The organism is Duganella sp. OV510, assembly GCF_900100205.1.
In the GTDB taxonomy this organism is placed as follows: domain Bacteria; phylum Pseudomonadota; class Gammaproteobacteria; order Burkholderiales; family Burkholderiaceae_D; genus Rugamonas.
Genome location: NZ_FNEQ01000003.1, coordinates 43015 through 61105, shown reverse-complemented (window position 1 = coordinate 61105; position 18091 = coordinate 43015). Strand labels below are relative to the sequence as shown.

Sequence of the window (18091 nt, the reverse complement as noted above, 5' to 3'; positions counted from 1 at the left end):
GCCAGCCACTCCTCCTAGCCAGCTTCGTCGCCGCCTTACGCGGCGCTGCGTGGTGGCGCATCTATTCTGATCAAGGAGTGATGGATGTTTGGTGGATTTTCGCGCCGCGCCGGTATCGGTGCGGCAGTGGCGGTGGCGCTGGCCGCCGCTGGTGGTGGGGCCTGGCTGCTGCGCAAGCCGGCCGTGGTGTATCAGACGGCGCCGGTCCAGCGCGCCAGCATCGAGGCCAGCGTGACGGCGATCGGCACCTTGCAGCCGCAGCGGTATGTGGATGTCGGCGCGCAGGTGTCGGGCCAGATCACGCGCCTGCATGTGGCGCCGGGCAGCAGCGTCAAGCAGGGCGCGCTGCTGGCGGAGATCGATCCGAGCGTGCAGCAGGCAACGGTGGACGCCGGCCGCGCGGCGCTGGCCGGCCTGCGCGCGCAGCTGGCCGAGCATCAGGCGCAGCACCGGCTGGCGACCCGCCAGCATCAGCGCCAGCGCATGATGGCGGAATTCGATGCGACCTCGGGCAGCGATCAGGATATCGCCCAGGCGACGCTGGAGTCGGCGCTGGCGCGCATCGACAACCTGAAGGCGCAGATTGATCAGACCCAAGCCACGTTGAAGGCCGATGAGGCGCGGCTGGGCTACACCCGTATCTATGCGCCGATGGCTGGCACCGTGGTCAGCCTGGATGCGCGCGAAGGGCAGACGCTGAACGCGACCTATCAAACGCCGAACCTGTTGCGCATTGCGGACCTGGCGGCGATGACGGTGTGGACCGAGGTGTCGGAGGCGGATGTGCGGCGCGTGCGGCCGGGCATGGGCGTGTATTTCACCACGCTGGGTGGCGATCAGCGGCGCTGGAACGGCAAGGTGCGGCAGGTGCTGCCGGCGCCGCCGGTGGCGGGTGGTGTCAACGCGGGTACGGCGTTGGCGCCGTCCTCCAGCAAGGTGATTCTGTACACGGTGCTGTTTGAGGTGGACAACGCTGATGGCGAGTTGATGCCGCAGATGACGGCGCAGGTGGTGTTTGTGACGGCGGCCGCCAACAATGTACTGGCGGTGCCGCTGCCGGCGCTGAAGCCGGCAGGCGGCGAGGGCGCCAAACGCGGCCAGTTCACGGCGCGGGTGATCGCCGATGATGGCAGCGTGCAGACGCGCGAGGTCAAGCTCGGCGTGCGCAATCGCCTGAGCGCGGAGGTGCTGGAGGGCTTGCGCGAGGGCGAATTGCTGGTCACCGGCGAGCAGGTGGCGGAAGGCGTCAGCAGGTTCCAGCTATGAGCGAGGCGGATGATTTCGGTGCGCAGCGCGCGGCTGATGCGGCGGCGGTCGGCGATGGCGCGCGGTCGGCGGCGGCGGAGGACGGCGCGGTGCGTGTGGCCGGCGAGGGCGCCGTTGCCGCTGCCGGTGCTGGTGAGCCGGCGCTGATTGCGCTGCGCGGCATCCGCAAGCGCTATGGCGGCCAGCATGGTGCGCCGGCGGTGGAGGTGTTGCGCGGTGTCGATCTGGCGATACGCGCGGGCGAGTTTGTGGCGATCGTCGGCGCTTCTGGCTCGGGCAAGTCAACGCTGATGCATATGCTGGGTTGCCTGGATCGGCCAAGCGAAGGCAGCTATCTGTTTGCCGGCAAGGACGTCGCCGGCATGAACGCCGATGAGCTGGCGTGGCTGCGGCGCGAGGCGTTTGGCTTCGTGTTCCAGGGCTATCATTTGATTGCCACCGAGTCGGCGCGCGAGAACGTCGAGGTGCCGGCGCTGTATGCCGGCATGCCGGCTGCCGAGCGCCATGCGCGCGCGGTGCAACTGCTGGAGCGTCTTGGCCTCGGCGAGCGGCTGGACAACCGGCCGAGCCAGATGTCCGGTGGCCAGCAGCAGCGGGTGTCGATTGCGCGGGCGCTGATGAACGGCGGCCGCATCATCCTGGCCGACGAGCCGACCGGCGCGCTGGACAGCAAGAGCGGCGCCGAAGTAATGGCGCTGCTGGGCGAGCTGGCCGACGCCGGCCACACCATCATCCTGATTACCCACGACCGCAAGGTGGCGGCGCAAGCCCGCCGCGTGATCGAAGTCAGCGACGGCCTGGTGGTCGCCGATTCCGGCCCGCTCGCGGCGACGCCGTCCATGGTGCCGCCATCGGCGCCAACATCGGCACCAATATCGGCACCAATATCGGCACCAACATCGGCACCAACATCGGCGCCAGCAGCGGCGCCAACATCGGCACCAACATCGGCGCCAGCAGCGGCGCCAGCGGCGGCGGTCAGCGCCGCCGCCGCCGCTGCTGCTGGCGGGCCGGCGAGGGTGCTGCCGCCGCTGGATCTGTCGCGCGCCAAATTTGATCGCGGTGCGTCGCTGTGGTCCGAGCTGGCCGACGCCACGCGCGCCGCCTGGCGGGTGTTGTGGATCAACCGCTTCCGCACCGGCCTGACGCTGCTCGGCATCATCATCGGCGTCGCCTCGGTGATCGTCATGCTGGCCATCGGCCTGGGCACGCGCCAGCAGGTGATGGCGCAACTGGGCGCGTTCGGCTCCAACCTCTTATATATGTCGTCGCGCGGCGAGAGTTCGCGCATCCCCGGCCGCAGCATCACGCTGGGCGACCTGGAAGCGCTGGCCGACGTCCCCGGCGTTGCCCACGTGCTGCCCAACGTCACCGGCAACAAAGTGGTCCGCCACGGCAACCTGGACGTGCAGACCTATGTGCGCGGCACCGGCCCCGAACTGCCGCGCATCCAGACCTGGCCGGTGGCGCGCGGCGGTTTCTTCACCGAGCAGGACGAGCGCGAAATGGCCACCGTCGCCGTGCTGGGTTCACGGCTGGCGGAAAAGCTGCTGCCCGATGTCGCCAACCCGGTCGGCCAGACCATATTGATCGGCAACGTGCCGTTCCAGGTGATCGGCGTGATGAGCGCCAAGGGCGCGCTGACCGGCGAGCAGGACCAGGACGACGTGCTGCTGCTGCCATTCTCCACCGCCGGCATCCGCGTGTTCGGCCAGCGCGAGCCGACCTACACGGTACTGGCGGCGGCCGACGTGACGCGCGTGGCGGAAGTGGAAAAGGCCATCGACGAGGTGTTGTTCGCGCGCCACCGCATCCGCGACTACGGCATCGGCAATGCTGCCGCCGCCATCGCCGCCGAGGCGCGCGCGCAGGACAATATGACCGTGATGCTGAGCCTGATCGCGGCGGTATCGCTGGTGGTCGGCGGCATCGGCGTGATGAATGTGATGCTGATGACGGTGCGCGAGCGCACCCGCGAAATCGGCATCCGCATGGCCACTGGCGCGCGCCGGCGCGACATCCTGCGCCAGTTCCTGACCGAGGCGGTGCTGGTGTCGGTGGTTGGCGGCGTGGCCGGCATCGTGGTCGGCGTGGTGTTTGCCAGCCTGCTGCTGGTGTGGGCAGTGCCGGTGATCTTCTCGCTGAGCGCCATCGCCGGCGCCTTCGGCTGCGCGGTGATCACCGGCCTGGTGTTCGGCTACATGCCCGCGCGCAAAGCCTCCGCGCTGGACCCGGTGGTGGCGCTGGCCGGCTGACGCCTGGTTTGGTCGTCGCCGCCCGGCACCCGCAGGCGCGCCTTGCCATCGGTGTCGATCAAATAGATGCTGCCGTTGGGTGCGCATTTGCGTGATCAGTGTCACAAAAAACACAACGTTACATTTTTTGCAGCGACGCTGGTATGATTTCCTGAACAAAACACCTGGAGGAGAGACGGATGAAACTGAAAGCGATGTGCACGGCGGTGATCCTGGCTGCTACGCTGGCCCCGGTTCAGGCGCAGGAAGTTGTACGCCTGGGAAATCTCAAGTTCGCCCATTACGGCGCCGTCTCGTATATCAAGGAGATTGCCCCCAAGTGCGGCATCAAGGTTGAGGAGCGGGTGTTCGCCAAGGGGCTGGATGTGATGCAGGCCATCATCGCCGGCGAGCTGGATGTCGGCACCACCGCCTCGGAGGCGGCCATCTCCGGCCGCGCCGGCGGCGCGCCGATCTATGTGGTGGCCGGCTTTGCCAAGGGCGGTGCGCAGCTGGTCAGCCGCGCCGACCTGAAGCTGAAAACCGTCAAGGACCTGAAGGGCAAGAAGGTTGGTGTCACCCGTGGCGGCATCCAGGAAGTGCTGTTGCTGGCCGAGTTGCAGCAGAACGGCCTGACCGTCTCCGACCAGCCGGGCAAGGATGTGCAGCTGGTATTCCTCGCCTATGCCGACTTGAACCAGGCGCTGCTGGGCAAGCAGATCGATGCCATGATGCAGTCCGAGCCGCAATCGTCGCAGGCGATCAACAAGGGCTTCGGCACCGAGATCATCAAGCCTTACGATACGCCGATCGGCGAGCCGGTGCGCACCATGGTGATGACCGAGAAGTTCTATAAAGAGAAGCGCCCGCTGGCCGAAAAGTTCATGAACTGCTTCGTGCAGTCGACCAAGCTGTTCATCGAGAACAAGGCGGTGGCGGAGAAGTATGTGCGCGAGGTGGTCTTTAAAAACCAGATCACCAAGGATGACTTCGACGACGCCATCGGCAACTCGCCGTACAGTTACGACATCACGCCGGAACATATCCAGATCACCACCGATGTCATGGTCAAGACCGGCGTTGGCCGCATGAGCAAGCCGCCGGTGGCGAAAGACTGGGTCAAGACCGACCTGCTGGACGCCGCCAAGAAGAACCTGGGCGTCAAATAATGGCTGCCGCGGCTTCGTCGTCGTGGCGGCAGATCGGCATCGGGATGGTACTGCCGGCGCTGGTGGTGGCGCTGTGGCAGACGGTGGCTGCCATGGGCTGGGTCAATCCGCAGGTGCTGCCGTCGCCGCTGGCGGTGGCGGAGAAGTGGGTGGCCTACCTGCTGCCGCTGACGCCTTACGATCCGGCGGCCGGCAGCTGGCTGCACTGGGCCGTCTCCGGCGAGCTGATCACCGATTCGCTGAGCAGCTTGTACCGGGTGGTGCTCGGCTTCCTGATCGGCGGCGGCCTGGCGCTGCCGCTGGGGCTGGCGATGGGCATGAGTACCCGCGTCTATGACTGGTTCAACGTGCTGGTGCAGATGGTGCGGCCGATTCCGCCGATCGCCTACATTCCGCTGTCGATGCTGTGGTTTGGCCTCGGCAATCCGCCGGCAGTGTTCCTGATCGCGCTGGGCGCCTTCTTCCCGGTGCTGATGAATACCATCGCCGGCGTGCGCCAGGTGGACGGCATATATATCCGTGCGGCGCGCAACCTCGGCGCTTCCGGCTATACCCTGTTTAGCCGGGTGATCCTGCCAGCGGCGGTGCCGTACATCCTGTCCGGCGTGCGGATCGGCATCGGCACCGCCTTCATCGTGGTGATCGTGGCCGAGATGGTGGCGGTCAACAACGGCCTCGGCTTCCGCATCCTGGAAGCGCGCGAATACTTCTGGTCGGACAAGATCATCGCCGGCATGATTACCATCGGCCTGATCGGCCTGGCGATCGACGTCGGCATGAACAAGCTGAATAACTATCTGCTGCGCTGGCACCGCGGACTGGAGAACTGATGAGCCACATCCTGGTTTCGCAAGTCAACAAGGTGTTCCAGACCGCCGAGCGGGAAGTGGTGGCGCTGAAGGACATCAACCTGGAAATCCCGCAAGGGCAGTTTGTCTGCCTGCTGGGACCGTCGGGCTGCGGCAAGTCGACCTTGCTGAACGCGGTGGCCGGCTTTGCGCCGCCATCGTCCGGCAGCATCACCGCCGATGGCAAGCTGGTCACCGCGCCCGGCCCCGAGCGCGGCATGGTGTTCCAGGAGTATGCGCTGTTCCCATGGATGACGGTGGCCGAGAATGTCGCCTTCGGGCTGCAGATCAAGGGCCAGCCGAAGGCGCAGATCGCTGCCACCGTGGAGCAGCTGCTGACCATGCTGTCCTTGCAGGATTTCCGCAACCGCTATCCGAAGGACCTGTCCGGCGGCATGCGCCAGCGGGTGGCGATCGCCCGCGTGCTGGCGCTGGATTCGCCGATCATGCTGATGGATGAGCCTTTCGGCGCGCTGGACGCGCTCACCCGGCGCAATCTGCAGGACGAATTGCTGCGCATCTGGGCCGAGCTGAAAAAGACCATCATCTTCGTTACCCATTCGATCGAGGAGGCGATTTACCTGGCCGACCGCATCGTGGTGATGACCTACCGCCCCGGCACCGTCAAGCGCGACATCCTGGTTGATCTGCCACGATTGCGCGACCCGGCCGCCGCCGAGTTCAATGCGCTGAAGCGCGAACTGGGACAGCTGGTGATGGAAGAACAGCAACGTCATCACCACGATGAGCTGCGCATGGCAGCCGTGGACTGAGGCGATGGTGTAAACTGCGGGGATGCAGATCTATTCTCTTATCGCAGCCATCGCGCTGTACATTCTGTGCGCCGCCCTGCCATCGCGCCGGGGAGGGCTGATTTCGGCCGTGACGCTGGTGGCCTGGCTGCTGCATGGACTGGGCCTGTGGGCCGAGATCGCCGGCAGCGGCGAGCTGCGTTTCGGCTTTGCCGCCATGCTGTCGTCGGCGCTGTGGGTGTCGGTGGCCGCGTACTGGATAGAAAACCAGAATTTCAGCCTGGACGGCCTGCGCCGCCTGGTGATGCCAAGTGCGGCGCTGGCTGCCGCGCTACAGACGGTTTTCCCCGGCAATCTGGTGCCGCTGGGGGGCAAATCGCCGCTGTTCGGCTGGCATATCGCCATCGCCACCATGGCCTACAGCACGCTGACCATCGCCGCCTTCCATGCCGTGCTGATGGCGTTGCAGGAGTCGCGCCTGCATGCGCGCAGCGATAAAAAATCCTTTCTGTCCGGTGCGCTGGACCAGCTGCCGGCGCTGCTGACCATGGAAAAGCTGCTGTTCCGCATGATCGGTTTCGGCTTCACGCTGCTGAGCCTGACCGTGCTGTCGGGCATCGTGTTCTCCGAGCAGCTGTTTGGCCAGGCGCTGAAATGGGACCATAAATCGGTGTTTACCTTGCTGTCGTGGCTGTTGTTTGCGGCGCTGCTGGCCGGCCGCCGTTTCCGTGGCTGGCGCGGCAAGACCGCGCTGAGTTTCACGCTGGCCGGCTTTGCAACGCTGGCGCTGGCCTATGTCGGCAGCCGGTTTGTGTTTGAAGTGGTTTTACATAAGGGTTGGGCATGACGAAGCTTTTAGTATGGCTGGCATTGGCCGCGCTGGTGATCTTTGCAATCCGCAGCAAGTTCCGCCAGGCGCAAAAGCGCTACCAGGACCAGTTCCGCCAGCAGCAGCAGCAGCAGCAGGCGCAAGCGCAGCCGCAGCCGCAGCAGACCTACAAGGCGCGCGCCGCCGCCCAGGCCGCCAATGATGCTGAAGTGATGCTGCAATGTGCGCATTGCGGCGTGTTTTTCCCGGCGTCGGAAGCAGTGCAGGCCAACGGTCGTGACTATTGCAGCGCGGCGCACGCCGCCCTGCCATCGGCGTAATTTCCGCAGCGCGTCATGATCGCGCGCCTGCAAGCCCTGTCGGCCGGATCGCGCGCAACCTTCTGGCGCTCGCTGCAGACGCTGAACGCCACCCGCGTGGTGATCGCGCTGGTGCTGCTGGTTTACCTCAGTTTCGGCAGCCGCAGCCTGTACCTGGGCGGCGCCAGTTTCTACCTGCAAATCTGCCTGCTGTACCTGGCGCTGGCGATCGGCTTCGCGTTATCGGCGGTATTCGCGCAGCGCCGCTTCGCGCTGCAACTGCTGTCGCAGATTGCCTGCGACCTGGCCATCATCTCAATGCTGTACCTGGCTGGCGGCGGCATGCGCAGCGGGCTGGCCATCCTCTACCTGTTCCCGCTGGCCGGGCTGGCCATCCTGGCGCCGCTGGTGGTGGCGCTGTTCTGCGCCTCGCTGGTGACGCTGTTCCTGCTGGGCGACAGCACCTGGCAAATCTTCCTCACCGATAGCGACCGCGATGTGATGCAGGCCGGTCTGTACGGCGCCGCCTTCCTGGCTGCCGTGCTGGTGGTCAACCGCATGGCTGCCAAGCTGATCGGCCAGGAGGAGCTGGCCAGCCAGCGCGGCGTCGAGATCAATCTGCAGCAGGCGGTCAACCGGCTGGTGATGGCGAATATCGGCGACGGCATCCTGGTGGCCGACCCGGACGGGCAGGTGTATGCCGGCAACCCGGCGGCGCAGCAGATGCTGGGGCTGGTCGGGCTGGAGATGAAATTCCGGCTATCGGCGGCGGTGGCGCTGGCGCCGCTGGCGCAGGCCTACGCCGAATGGCGCGCCGACGCCAGCCGCTCGACCGTGGTGCTGACCATCCGCCCGTTCAACGACGCTGCGCTGGAAGGCGTGACCGCCGCCTGGAGCGCGCGGCGCGAGCTGACCGCCCATCTGAAGGTGCGTTTTGCCGCCGCCGACATGGCGGGATCGGGCCTGGGCGCCGAGCGCTGCGTGATCTTCCTGCAGGACGTTACCAGCATCGAGAACCAGGCGCAGCAACTGAAACTGGCGTCGATGGGGCGGCTGACCGCCAGCATCGCGCACGAGGTGCGCAATCCGCTGGCGGCGATCGGCCATGCGACCGCGCTGCTGGCGGAGGAGATCGGCGAGCCGATGCAGCAGCGCCTGCTGACCATTGTTGGCGACAATGTGGCGCGCGTCAACCGCATGGTGGAGGACATCCTGCAGCTGTCGCGCAAGGCGCAGGCAAACAGCGAGCCGCTGGCGCTGGACGTCTTGCTGGCCGAACTGCGCGCCGAGTTCGTCGAGACGCACAGCCTGGCGCCAGAGGTGGTCGGCATCGCAGTGGCGCCCGGCACGCGGGTGCGGTTTGACGCGCTGCACTTGCGCGAAGTGCTGCTCAACCTGCTCAGCAACGCGGTGCGCTACGCCAGTGGCGGGCCGGGCTCGATCCGGCTGGAGGTGGTGGGCGAGCCGGCCCAGCGGCTGGAACTGCATGTGCAGGATGACGGCCCCGGCATCACGCCCGAGGTGCGCGCCCACCTGTTTGAGCCGTTTTACACCACATCCAGCAAAGGCACCGGGCTGGGGCTGTATCTGGCGCGGGAATTGTGCTTGAATAACGAAGCGCGCCTGGATTATGAATACCGTTTCAATAGCCAGGCCGGCGCCGATGGCAGCCCGTCGCTGAGCGGGCGGTTCGTAATCACCTTAAAGGCTGCTTGATGAGTGCTCGTTCCCCGCGTGTCCTTGTCGTTGACGATGAAGCAGACCTGCGCGAGCTGCTGGAACTAACCCTGGTCAAAATGGGGCTGGACGTCGATAGTGCCGCCTCGCTGGCCGAGGCGCGCGCGCTGCTGGCCGGCACAGAGTATCAACTGGTGCTGACCGATATGCGCCTGCCGGACGGCCTCGGGCTGGAACTGGTGCGCGAAGTCACGGCCGCCTGGAAGAATACGCCGGTGGCGGTGGTCACCGCCTTCGGCAGCGCCGACAACGCGGTGGTGGCGCTGAAGGCCGGCGCCTTTGACTACATCTCCAAGCCGGTGGCGCTGGACCAGTTGCGGCTGATGGTGCAATCGGCGCTGCGCCTGAACAGCGCGCCGGCGCCGGCCGCCACGCCCGCGCCGAGCCGGCTGCGCGGCGAGTCGGCGGTGATGCAGGCCTTGCGCGCGCAGATCGGCCGGCTGGCGCGCTCGATGGCGCCGATCGCCATCCACGGCGAATCGGGCAGCGGCAAGGAACTGGCGGCGCGCGAGATCCACGCGCAAAGTTCGCGTGCGGCCAAGCCCTTCATTGCCGTCAATTGCGGCGCCATCCCCGAGACGCTGATGGAGGCCGAATTCTTCGGCTACCGCAAGGGCGCCTTTACCGGCGCGACCGACGACCGCGACGGCTTCTTCCAGGCGGCCAACGGCGGCACGCTGATGCTGGACGAGGTGGCCGACCTGCCGCTGGCGATGCAGGTCAAGCTGCTGCGCGCCATCCAGGAACGGCGCGTGCGCAAGCTCGGCGCCACCGCCGAGGAGCCGGTCGATGTGCGGATGATCAGCGCCACCCACAAGAACCTGGCGCAATGCGTGGAGCGGGGCAGCTTCCGCCAGGACCTGTTTTACCGCCTGAACGTGATCGAGCTGGGCGTGCCGCCGCTGCGCGAACGGCTGGACGACCTGCCGCTGCTGACCGCCGCCATCCTCGACCGTCTCGGCACGCTGGAACACCGGGTGACGCTGGGGCCGGGCGTGCTGGACGCGCTGCGCGGCTATTCCTTTCCGGGCAATGTGCGCGAACTGGAAAACATCCTGGAACGGGCGCTGGCCTTTGCCAACGGCGGCGTGATCCAGGTCGACGACCTGTCGCTGAAAGGCACGCGCCTCGCCACGCCGACGCCGTCGCCGACCTCGACACCGCTGCCGGTAGCCTCGGCGGTACCGCCGCCCAACCCGGACACGCTGCCCACCAGCCTGCCCGAGTACCTGAACCAGGTGGAACGTGAGATCATCCTGCGGGCGCTGGCGCAGACCCAGTTCAACCGCACGCAAGCCGCGCAGCTGCTGGGCATCAGCTTCCGCCAGCTGCGCTACCAGATGCAGAAGTTGAATATCCAGGAGCCTGAAGCTTGACTTGTTTTGATGGCTGGCTGCCGCTGGCGCAGCGCTACGACAGCCCGAATTTCGACGCCCGTCCCGATCCCGCCGATATCACGCTGCTGGTGGTGCACAACATCTCGCTGCCGCAGGGCTGCTTCGGCGGGCCGCATGTGTCCGACCTGTTCAGCGGCCGGATCGACTATAATGCTGACCCCTCGTTCGCCGACCTGCGCGGATTGAAGGTCTCCAGCCACTTTTTTATTCGCCGCGACGGCCGCCTGATCCAGTATGTTTCTGCCAACGACCGGGCCTGGCACGCGGGCCGTTCCTGCTTCCAGGGACGCGAAAAATGCAATGACTTTTCAATCGGCGTAGAGCTGGAAGGCAGCGACCTTGTGCCGTTCGAGGTGGCCCAATATGTGGCGCTGGCCGGCCTGACCGTCGCGCTCCGCAGGCATTATCCGTTGACTGACGTACAAGGCCACCAACACATCGCGCCCGGCCGCAAGACCGATCCGGGTGCCTGTTTCGACTGGGTTTTCTACCAGAATCTGCTGAATAAAAAGGCAACGGAACAGCCAGCGTTAGTGGCCGCTATCGCAGGATTGCGCGTGGTAAAAGGCCTTCCGCAAAGTCAATAGAAAAATTGCCGTAAACGACAAAATTTCCCCTTGCACGGGTCCAGAGCGCCTACTACAATCAGTGGATCGGGTTAGTCCTGACACTAGATCTAGTGGTTGCACTGACACTAATTCTTAACAAACATATACGCGGCGCAGCAATGACTGCACGTTGTAACCGGGGAGCTTAAATGCAATCTACTCAAGACATCACCATCAATCCAGCGCTGGTCCCATCGGCCGCTGCGAGCACCGCCAGCAGCCCAGCCGTCGCTGCCAGCGCACTCGGTGACTACCGCATCATCCGCCGTAACGGCGCGGTCGTCGCGTTTGAACCGTCGAAAATTGCAGTCGCCATGACTAAGGCCTTCCTGGCGGTCAACGGCGGCCAGGGCGCAGCATCGGCCCGCATCCGCGAACTGGTCGAAGAACTGACCAACAACGTGGTCACCGCGCTGGTGCGCCGCCAGCCATCCGGCGGCACCTTCCATATCGAAGACGTGCAGGACCAGGTGGAACTGGCGCTGATGCGTTCGGGCGAACACGACGTGGCCCGCGCCTACGTGCTGTACCGCGCCAAGCAGATGGAAGAGCGCCGCGCCGCCAAGGAAGCATCCGGCGCCACCACCATCGCCGCGCCGCAAATCAATGTACTGGAAAACGGCGAGCGCAAGCCGCTGGAACTGTCGCGCGTGACCAACCTGATCAGCGCAGCCTGCATCGGCCTGGAAAAACACGTGGATGCCGACGCCATCGTCGCTGAAACGCTGAAAAACCTGTACGACGGCGTGCCGGTTGAAGAGCTGCACAAATCCGCCATCCTGGCTGCCCGCGCGCTGATGGAAAAGGACCCTGCGTACTCGCAAGTGACCGCCCGCATCCTGCTGCACACCATCCGCAAGGAAGTCTTCGGCAAGGAAGTGGCGCAAGCCAACGCCGCCGCCGAGTACGTGACCTACTTCCCGCAGTACATCGCCAAAGGTATCGCCGCCGAGCTGCTGGATACCAAACTGGGCGAGTTCGACCTGGCCCGCCTGGCGAAAGCCATCGTTGCCGACCGCGACCTGCAATTCGGCTACATCGGCCTGCAAACCCTGTATGACCGCTACTTCCTGCACATCCGCGACGTCCGCATCGAAATGCCGCAGGCGTTCTACATGCGCGTGGCGATGGGCCTGGCGCTGAACGAGAGCGACCGCGAAGCGCGCGCCATCGAGTTCTACAACCTGCTGTCGTCGTTCGACTTCATGTCGTCGACCCCGACGCTGTTCAACTCGGGCACGCTGCGCTCGCAGCTGTCGTCGTGCTACCTGACCACCGTGTCGGACGACCTGGAAGGCATCTACGACGCCATCAAGGAAAACGCGCTGCTGGCCAAATTCGCCGGCGGCCTGGGCAACGACTGGACGCCGGTGCGTGCGCTGGGCGCCCACATCAAGGGCACCAACGGCAAATCGCAAGGCGTGGTGCCGTTCCTGAAAGTGGTCAACGACACCGCCGTGGCGGTCAACCAGGGCGGCAAGCGCAAGGGTGCAGTCTGCGCCTACCTGGAAACCTGGCACATGGACATTGAAGAGTTCCTGGACCTGCGTAAGAACACCGGCGACGACCGCCGCCGCACCCATGACATGAACACCGCCAACTGGATTCCCGACCTGTTCATGAAGCGCGTGATGGAAAAAGGCGCGTGGACGCTGTTCTCGCCATCCGACACTCCGGACCTGCACGACCTGGTCGGCAAGGCCTTCGAGAAAGCCTACCTGGGCTACGAAGCCAAGGCCGCCGCCGGCGAAATCCGCGTGTTCAAGAAGATCGAAGCGCTGGACCTGTGGCGCAAGATGCTGTCGATGCTGTTTGAAACCGGCCACCCATGGATCACCTTCAAAGACCCATGCAACATCCGTTCGCCACAGCAGCACGTCGGCATGGTCCACAGCTCGAACCTGTGCACCGAGATCACGCTGAACACCGGTCCGGACGAAATCGCCGTCTGCAACCTGGGTTCGGTCAACCTGCCGGCCCATATGAAAGAGGGCAAGCTGGACCACGTCAAGCTGCAGAAAACCATCCGCACCGCGATGCGCATGCTGGATAACGTGATCGACATCAACTACTACGCTGTCGACAAGGCCCGCAATGCCAATATGCGCCACCGTCCGGTCGGCCTGGGCGTGATGGGCTTCCAGGACTGCCTGCACATGATGCGCGTGCCGTTCTCGTCGATGGAATCGGTGCAGTTCGCCGACACCTCGATGGAAGCCGTCTGCTACTACGCCTATCTGGCGTCGACCGAGCTGGCCGAAGAACGTGGCCACTATGCGTCGTACAAGGGTTCGCTGTGGGATCGCGGCATCCTGCCACAGGATTCGATCAAGCTGCTGGCCGAAGAGCGCGGCGGCTACCTGGAGCAGGATCTGTCGGCGGCGATGGACTGGACCCCGGTGCGCGAGCGCATCGCCAAGTTCGGCATGCGTAACTCGAACTGCGTGGCGATCGCGCCGACCGCAACCATTTCTAACATCATCGGCGTGTCGGCCTGCATCGAGCCGACCTTCCAGAACCTGTACGTGAAGTCCAACCTGTCGGGCGAATTCACCGAGATCAATTCCTACCTGGTGCGTGACCTGAAAGCGCGTGACCTGTGGGACGAGGTGATGATCGCCGACCTGAAATACTTCGACGGCTCGCTGGCCAAGATCGACCGCATCCCGAACGACCTGCGCGATATCTACGCCACCGCGTTCGAAGTGTCGCCAAGCTGGCTGGTGGAAGCCGCTTCGCGTCGCCAGAAATGGATCGACCAGGCGCAATCGCTGAACATCTACATGGCTGGCGCTTCGGGCAAGAAACTGGACGAGACTTACAAGCTGGCCTGGCTGCGTGGCCTGAAAACCACCTACTACCTGCGTACCACCTCGGCCACCCACACCGAGAAGTCGACCTCCAAGACCGGCGCACTGAACGCCGTGGCCGTGGATGGCGGTATGTCGGCAAGCGCCAAAGCCGCCGCACCGGCGCCGGTGGCAGCCGTTCCGGCCGCAGCGGAAGCCGATGGCGAAGCCTGCTACCTGCGTCCGGGCGACGACGGTTTCGAGGAATGCGAAGCCTGCCAGTAAGTTAAGCATCGCGCCGCTGCCGGCTGACCGGCGGTGGCGCATCACCACATATATATAGAGGAATTGAATATGTCGCTGTCCTGGGACGAAGAGGCCGCACCGGCCAAACAAGCTGCCAATCACGCTGCCGTCGAAAGCGAAGGCACGGCTGAGCAAGTCGCGCTGCGCGTCAACGCCGATGACAAGCGCATTATCAACGGCAAGACCGACGTCAACCAGCTGGTGCCGTTCAAGTACAAATGGGCCTGGGACAAATACCTGGCCGGCTGCGCCAACCACTGGATGCCGCAGGAAGTCAACATGCAGCGCGATATCGAGCTGTGGAAGAACCCGAACGGCCTGACCGACGACGAGCGTCGCCTGGTGAAGCGCAACCTGGGCTTCTTTGTCACCGCCGACTCGCTGGCCGCCAACAACATCGTGCTGGGCACCTATCGCCACATCACCGCCCCGGAGTGCCGCCAGTACCTGCTGCGCCAGGCGTTCGAGGAAGCGATCCACACCCACGCCTACCAGTACATCGTCGAGTCGCTGGGCCTGGACGAGCAGGAAATCTTCAATGCCTACAATGAAGTCAAGTCGATCCGTGACAAGGACGAGTTCCTGATCCCGTTCATCAACACCCTGACCGACCCGGCGTTCACCACCGGCACCATCGAAAACGACCAAAAGCTGCTGAAATCGCTGATCGTGTTCGCCTGCCTGATGGAAGGCCTGTTCTTCTACGTCGGCTTCACCCAGATCCTGGCGCTGGGCCGCCAGAACAAGATGATGGGCGCCGCCGAGCAGTACCAGTACATCCTGCGCGACGAATCGATGCATTGCAATTTCGGTATCGATCTGATCAACACCATCAAGATGGAAAATCCGCTGCTGTGGACCCCGGCCTTCAAGGAAGAGATCAAGGCGCTGTTCCTGGAAGCGGTGGACCTGGAGTACGCCTACGCCGAAGACACCATGCCGCGCGGCGTGCTGGGTCTGAACGCCACCATGTTCAAAGGCTATCTGCGCTTCATCGCCAACCGCCGCGCCACCCAGATCGGCCTGGAAACGCTGTTCGACCAGGAAGACAATCCATTCCCATGGATGAGCGAGATGATCGACCTGAAGAAAGAGCGTAACTTCTTCGAGACCCGCGTCATCGAATACCAGACCGGCGGCGCGCTGAACTGGGATTAATCTCTCTCTATATTAGTAGCTCCCCAAAGCCCGGCTCTTGCCGGGCTTTTTCATTTGCATAACTGTATTCGTTCGCTGTTCAAGATCAATACCGGCTGTCGAGATAGGTCGAAAGTCGACTCTGGCCCATCAACCGGAGGAACGATCATGGATAAAGCAGAGGTAGTGATGACGAACGCGTTGGAGTCTTTGCATACGGAATTACGTGCTCTGATTGTCTCCAGCCGCCAGCGCTTGGCAGCAACCGTTAACGCGGAATTGAGCCAGCTTTATTGGTCGGTGGGGCGCCGTTTGTCGATAGAAGTGTTGGCCGGCGAGCGCGCCCAGTACGGCGCCCAGCTGATGAAACGCCTGGGAGAGCGCTTAACGCAGGAGTTTGGCCGAGGGTTTGAAGTCAATAATCTGCGCCGCATGGTGCAATTTGTTCAAGCGTTTTCCAACGCGGAAATTGTCGCGACACTGTCGCGACAATTGAGCTGGAGCCATTTTGTGCTTCTGATCCCTTTGAAGACCGCAGCGGGGCGCATGTACTATGCCCAGCAGGGGGCTACCGAATGCTGGAGTGTCAGGGAGTTGCGCCGGCAGATTGATCGGAAAGCGTACGAACGCTGTTCGGTCGCCAGTATTGAATCACCTTCATTTCCAGATGCACCGTCTGCCGGGATTTTCAAGGATACGTATTTTTTAGACTTTCTTGGTTTGCGCGATGGTTATGACGAGGCGGATCTTGAGAGTGCGATTCTGCTCCAGTTGAAAGCCTTCATCCTGGAGCTGGGTGGCGGTTTCGCCTTTGTCGAGCGGAAGAAGCGGATGATCATCGATGGAGAAGACTTCTACCTCGATCTGCTGTTCTTTCATCGTCGCCTGCGGCGGCTGGTGGCGATTGAGTTGAAGCTTGGGCGGTTCAAGGCCGCGCACAAGGGACAGATGGAGCTGTATCTCCGATGGCTGGACAAGTTTGATCGTCAGCCCGGAGAGGAGACGCCCATCGGTTTAATTCTCTGTGCCGAGTCCCGCCATGAGCAGGTCGAGCTGTTGGAGATGCATAAGGACGGCATCGCCGTTGCCGAATACTGGACCGAACTGCCACCCAAGGCGGAGCTGGAGCGCCAGCTGCGCTCGGCGCTGGCCGCAGCGCGTGAGCGGCTGGCGCGACGCCGGCTAGGCCAATAGGCGGTCAATGTATTTCGCCAGAGCCGGGCTGTATTCGTCGTGGGTGAGGGCGGCGAGGTAGCCGTCGGGGCGGATCAGGGCGATGTCGCCGGCGGTGAAACCGTAGGCGGCGCGCAGGTGGCCGGCGTGGTCGCGCAGTTCGGCGTGCTGGCCGACGGTGATGATGCGCAGCCCACGGCGCGGCGCGATCGCCGCTGCACCTGCCGGCTCATAGCGCAGCAATATCCAATCTGCTGATTTCAATAGCGAAAACAAACGCAGCGGCTGGCCGCCGGCGCCGATGCATGGCGCGTCCGGCGCGCGGTAGCCGGCGCGCACGACGGCGTCGTCGCCACGCTCGTCCAGCGACAGCGACGATGCCGGGTAGCCGAGGTCCAGCTGCTGCTGTTCACGCCCGCGACGAAGGTCGCCACGCTCGCGCGCCGCGTCCAGCAGCCGGGTCGACATGCCCAGCATATCGGCGGCGACTTCGCGGCGCTCTTCTTCATAGGTGTCGAGCAGCGCTTCATCAGCGCCGCGCAGCACCGCCGCCAGCTTCCATCCCAGATTCCAGGCATCCTGCACGCTGGTGTTCAGACCCTGGCCACCAGTCGGCGGATGCACATGCGCCGCATCGCCGGCGATGAACACGCGGCCCACTCGATAGCGGTCTGCTAGGCGCGCACTCATCGCATAGTCGGAACGCCAGTGCACCGCGTGGACCTGGATGTCGGCGCGGCCGGTGCGCGCGGTGATCGCCGCGGCGATGCCGGCATCGGACAGATCGAACTCGCCGTCGAGCGGGATCGGCATCTGCAACTGGAACAGCGTCGTCCCCTGCAAAGGGCATAAGCTAATTTGCTGGCCACCTTTGCCCCAGCGATGCCACACCTCGCGCGTCAAACCGCTGAGCGACAGATCGGCCACCACCGCGCGGGCGTTGAGCGATTCGCCGGGGAAGCCGATGTCCAGCGTTTTGCGCACGAAGCTGCGGCCGCCGTCTGCGCCGACCAGGTAGCGTGCGCGGATGTCATGCTCGCCGACGGGGGAGTGCACGTGCGCTGTCACGCCGCTGTCATCTTGCGTGAAGCCGACCAGCGCATGGGCGTAGCGCGGCGCATGGCCCAGCTCCGCCAGCCGTGCGCGCAGCATGCCGTCGGTCAGGTGCTGCGGCAGCATCAGCGGTTCACCATATGGTTCGGCCGGCGTGGCGGCGCTGGCAGCCACCGTTGGCTCGTCATGATGGCTGCCGTCGGCGGCGTAGTGGCGCTGCGAGGGATAGCGTCCGCCGGCGGCGATCATGCGGTCGGCGACATCCAGCGCCTCGAAGATTTCCAGCGTGCGTGGCTGGATGCCCTTGCCGCGCGAACCGGCGAACGGCGCCGCAGCCTGGTCGATCAGCAGGAAGGAAACGCCGCGTCGCGCCAGGTCGATTGCCAGCGTCAGTCCGGCCGCGCCGGCGCCGCAGATCAGAACGTCAGTGTCCATGGAATACTCCTTGATATGTGTATTTTGCACATATTATTCCGAGTCGAAAATCATGTCAA

General features: G+C 64.3%; 14 protein-coding genes. 13 read left to right on the top strand and 1 reads right to left on the bottom strand.

Translation table 11 applies throughout. The features are described 5' to 3' along the window. Nucleotides 1–84: 84 nt before the first annotated feature. From BLS51_RS10125 to BLS51_RS10065, 13 genes are all read left to right on the top strand, one after another. Complete coding sequence (locus BLS51_RS10125) at nucleotides 85–1266, top strand: efflux RND transporter periplasmic adaptor subunit (RefSeq protein WP_090183174.1); 1182 nt, start codon at nucleotides 85–87, stop codon at nucleotides 1264–1266. Continuing rightward, the gene (locus BLS51_RS29970; protein ID WP_229207552.1) at nucleotides 1263–3521 is read left to right on the top strand and encodes a MacB family efflux pump subunit; all 2259 of its coding nucleotides are present in this window, start codon (nucleotides 1263–1265) and stop codon (nucleotides 3519–3521) included. The genes BLS51_RS10125 and BLS51_RS29970 overlap by 4 nt, the downstream gene beginning before the upstream one ends. A 179-nt stretch (nucleotides 3522–3700) precedes the next feature. Beyond that, the gene (locus BLS51_RS10115; protein ID WP_090183177.1) at nucleotides 3701–4669 is read left to right on the top strand and encodes an ABC transporter substrate-binding protein; all 969 of its coding nucleotides are present in this window, start codon (nucleotides 3701–3703) and stop codon (nucleotides 4667–4669) included. Continuing rightward, nucleotides 4669–5499 (top strand): ABC transporter permease, encoded by an 831-nt coding sequence (locus BLS51_RS10110; RefSeq protein WP_090183179.1) that lies wholly within the window; start codon nucleotides 4669–4671, stop codon nucleotides 5497–5499. The genes BLS51_RS10115 and BLS51_RS10110 overlap by 1 nt, the downstream gene beginning before the upstream one ends. After that, on the top strand, nucleotides 5499–6290 hold the full coding sequence (locus BLS51_RS10105) for an ABC transporter ATP-binding protein (RefSeq protein ID WP_090183181.1): 792 nt from the start codon (nucleotides 5499–5501) through the stop codon (nucleotides 6288–6290). Before BLS51_RS10110 ends, BLS51_RS10105 begins: the two co-directional genes overlap by 1 nt. A gap of 22 nt (nucleotides 6291–6312) precedes the next feature. Further along, complete coding sequence (locus tag BLS51_RS10100; protein ID WP_090183184.1) at nucleotides 6313–7116, top strand: cytochrome C assembly family protein; 804 nt, start codon at nucleotides 6313–6315, stop codon at nucleotides 7114–7116. Next, nucleotides 7113–7418 (top strand): PP0621 family protein, encoded by a 306-nt coding sequence (locus BLS51_RS10095; RefSeq protein ID WP_090183187.1) that lies wholly within the window; start codon nucleotides 7113–7115, stop codon nucleotides 7416–7418. The genes BLS51_RS10100 and BLS51_RS10095 overlap by 4 nt, the downstream gene beginning before the upstream one ends. Before the next feature lie 15 nt (nucleotides 7419–7433). Beyond that, complete coding sequence (locus tag BLS51_RS10090; RefSeq protein ID WP_090183190.1) at nucleotides 7434–9113, top strand: sensor histidine kinase; 1680 nt, start codon at nucleotides 7434–7436, stop codon at nucleotides 9111–9113. Beyond that, nucleotides 9113–10510 carry a sigma-54-dependent transcriptional regulator gene (locus BLS51_RS10085; protein WP_090183193.1) on the top strand — a complete coding sequence of 466 codons (1398 nt, stop codon included), beginning with the start codon at nucleotides 9113–9115 and terminating at the stop codon, nucleotides 10508–10510. The genes BLS51_RS10090 and BLS51_RS10085 overlap by 1 nt, the downstream gene beginning before the upstream one ends. Next, nucleotides 10507–11118 (top strand): 1,6-anhydro-N-acetylmuramyl-L-alanine amidase AmpD, encoded by a 612-nt coding sequence (gene ampD / locus BLS51_RS10080; protein WP_090183196.1) that lies wholly within the window; start codon nucleotides 10507–10509, stop codon nucleotides 11116–11118. The genes BLS51_RS10085 and ampD overlap by 4 nt, the downstream gene beginning before the upstream one ends. A 170-nt stretch (nucleotides 11119–11288) precedes the next feature. Further along, nucleotides 11289–14213 carry a ribonucleoside-diphosphate reductase subunit alpha gene (locus tag BLS51_RS10075; protein ID WP_090183199.1) on the top strand — a complete coding sequence of 975 codons (2925 nt, stop codon included), beginning with the start codon at nucleotides 11289–11291 and terminating at the stop codon, nucleotides 14211–14213. A gap of 69 nt (nucleotides 14214–14282) precedes the next feature. Beyond that, a complete protein-coding gene (locus BLS51_RS10070; RefSeq protein WP_090183202.1) occupies nucleotides 14283–15392 on the top strand; it encodes a ribonucleotide-diphosphate reductase subunit beta in 1110 nt (369 codons plus the stop codon). A 147-nt stretch (nucleotides 15393–15539) separates the two neighbouring features. Further along, nucleotides 15540–16565 carry a PDDEXK nuclease domain-containing protein gene (locus tag BLS51_RS10065; protein ID WP_090183204.1) on the top strand — a complete coding sequence of 342 codons (1026 nt, stop codon included), beginning with the start codon at nucleotides 15540–15542 and terminating at the stop codon, nucleotides 16563–16565. Here BLS51_RS10065 and BLS51_RS10060 read toward each other — a convergent pair. Beyond that, a complete protein-coding gene (locus tag BLS51_RS10060; RefSeq protein WP_090183207.1) occupies nucleotides 16554–18032 on the bottom strand; it encodes an FAD-dependent oxidoreductase in 1479 nt (492 codons plus the stop codon). The genes BLS51_RS10065 and BLS51_RS10060 overlap by 12 nt on opposite strands. Nucleotides 18033–18091 lie beyond the last annotated feature (59 nt).